Here is a 2,348-nt window from a genome sequence, read left to right as displayed (position 1 = left end):
TATACAACTTTTCTTCCTTTTATATTGTATTAAGTGTTATATTTGAAAGAAATAAACGGAAGTTTTTTCACAGACTGCCGTTAGTTCCTAGCGGAGCCGTCTACTCGATTAACTGTTGTTTTTTTTCTTTTCTATTACTTTGGTTATTTCGTTTTTTCTTTTAAATTTGTAACCATTGTGTAAGGTTAAATAATTTGGTTATGAATGAATATATGACGCTTTCAGAAACTTCTGAATACATAGGTAAAAGTAAAGAAACTTTAAGACGCTGGGACAAAGAAGGCAAATTATCAGCTGTTCGTGAACCAATGAGTAATTACAGAGTTTACAGGAAATCTGATGTTGAAACATTATTTTTTGATTTTTTAGATGATAATAATCAAGAACTAATTTCAAATTTCGTTGAACCCAATAATGAATATAAAGTTTTAGAACTTTTTGCTGGAGCTGGTGGTTTGGCTGTAGGAATGGAAAAAGCTGGTTTAAAATGTGTTGCTTTAAATGAAATTGATAAATGGGCTTGTAGTACTTTAAGGAAAAATCGTCCTAATTGGAATGTATTAGAAGGTGATATTAAATCATTTAATTTCACGGAATATAAAAATAAAGTTGATATTGTAACGGGTGGATTTCCTTGTCAAGCTTTTAGTTATGCAGGAAAAAAATTAGGATTAGCAGATGCAAGAGGAACTCTATTTTATGAATTTGCAAGAGTTGTGAAAGAAGTTAATCCTCCAATTTGTATTGGTGAAAATGTTCGTGGCTTATTAAGCCACGAAAAAGGAAAAACCCTTGAAGGAATGATTTCTATTTTAGATGAAATAGGTTATAACGTTGTTCCTGTTCAAGTTTTAAAAGCTATAAATTATAATGTTCCTCAAAAAAGAGAACGCTTAATACTCGTTGGAATTAGAAAAGATATAAATTTAGAATACGAATACCCAAAGCCAAACAAAAAAATATATAATTTAAAAGATGCATTAAAAAAGGGTGATTTGTTTGATTGTAATGTTCCTAAATCTGAAGGTTCAAAATATCCAAAAAGTAAAATTGATGTATTAGATTTAGTTCCACCAAAAGGATATTGGAGAGATTTACCATTAGAAATTCAAAAAGAATTTATGGGTGGAAGCTTTCACCTTGGTGGTGGAAAAACAGGAATTGCAAGAAGAATAGGTTGGGACGAACCTTGTTTAACATTAACTTGTAGTCCAGCACAAAAACAGACAGAAAGATGTCATCCCGAAGAGACTCGACCATTCACTGTTAGGGAATACGCAAGAATTCAAACTTTTCCTGATAATTGGAAATTTGAAGGCTCAATTGCTCAACAATATAAGCAGATTGGAAATGCTGTTCCTGTTAATTTGGGAAAAGAAGTAGGTTACTCTATTATCAAGTTTTTGAACAGTTATTATAATTTATCAAAACCTAAATAGTAACTATAATTTTCAAAAGTGATTTGGTCTAAAATAGTTCTTTTTGAAGTTTTAGTTTCTGCCTTGATTTCATCTAATGCAGAATTTTCTTTAACTGAATCACTTTTCTCAATTGAGCTTAAATAATCTTTTACAGCAATAGGAAGATTTTTATAAAGTTGGAAAAGTGCATTTTCTTTTCCAGAAAGTAATGCATAAAATTGATCTCCAGAAATTTTGTAAACTCTACTATGACTATATTCTTTGCCATTTATTTCGCCTTTCCAAAGTTCGCAAAAACTACTTTTTGCTAAAACTTGAACCCAATAACATTTAGCTTTTTTGTAATCATCAGCATATCTCGATAGTTTTTGAAAAAGTGCTTCGGCAGAACTGCTATTCATAGTATTGTGCTTGTTTTTTATATCAGCAAATAGAGTATTGTCTTTTGCTTTTATGTCAAAGCCACTTAAATTACCAATTTCAAAACCTTTTATTCCCCCTAAAATTTGTTCATGAAATGTTCCGATGGAATTATTTATTGACTTGTCTATTTGACGTAAAATTTCAGCTTGTATTAGGCTTTCTTCATCTATTTCATTGAATTTTGCATCAAATGTTAATTTAATGGTATCAACTTTGTTGCTATAAAAATTCTTTTTTGTGATATTATTTTTTGCCTTCAAGTATGCTTTATGAAGATTTGCTACACAATCTAAAAAGTGGTCATCAGAAATAAAATCTACATACTTGTTTTTCATAATTTTGAAATTAATTTTCGTTTGCTAAATTATGAATTTAATTCGATTTTTTCAAAAGTTAAAATTTACGTCTTTTTTGCGGTAAACTATCTGCCAACGTCAGTCTGTGAAAAAACTTCCGTTTATTTCTTTCAAATATAACACTTAATACAATATAAAAGGAAGAAAA

General features: G+C 29.5%; 2 protein-coding genes. One reads left to right on the top strand and one right to left on the bottom strand.

Translation table 11 applies throughout. The features are described 5' to 3' along the window. Window positions 1–200: 200 nt before the first annotated feature. A complete protein-coding gene (gene dcm / locus H8R24_RS17880) occupies window positions 201–1,439 on the top strand; it encodes a DNA (cytosine-5-)-methyltransferase (RefSeq protein WP_187021800.1) in 1,239 nt (412 codons plus the stop codon). On the opposite strand, the gene H8R24_RS17875 is transcribed toward dcm, so the two are convergent. Continuing rightward, window positions 1,415–2,179 carry an Eco47II family restriction endonuclease gene (locus tag H8R24_RS17875; RefSeq protein ID WP_187021799.1) on the bottom strand — a complete coding sequence of 255 codons (765 nt, stop codon included), beginning with the start codon at window positions 2,177–2,179 and terminating at the stop codon, window positions 1,415–1,417. The two genes, dcm and H8R24_RS17875, sit on opposite strands and share 25 nt — an antisense overlap. Window positions 2,180–2,348: the final 169 nt, after the last annotated feature.

It is taken from the genome of Flavobacterium muglaense (assembly GCF_014305155.1).
In the GTDB taxonomy this organism is placed as follows: domain Bacteria; phylum Bacteroidota; class Bacteroidia; order Flavobacteriales; family Flavobacteriaceae; genus Flavobacterium; species Flavobacterium muglaense.
This window is presented reverse-complemented; position numbering and strand designations above follow the sequence as displayed.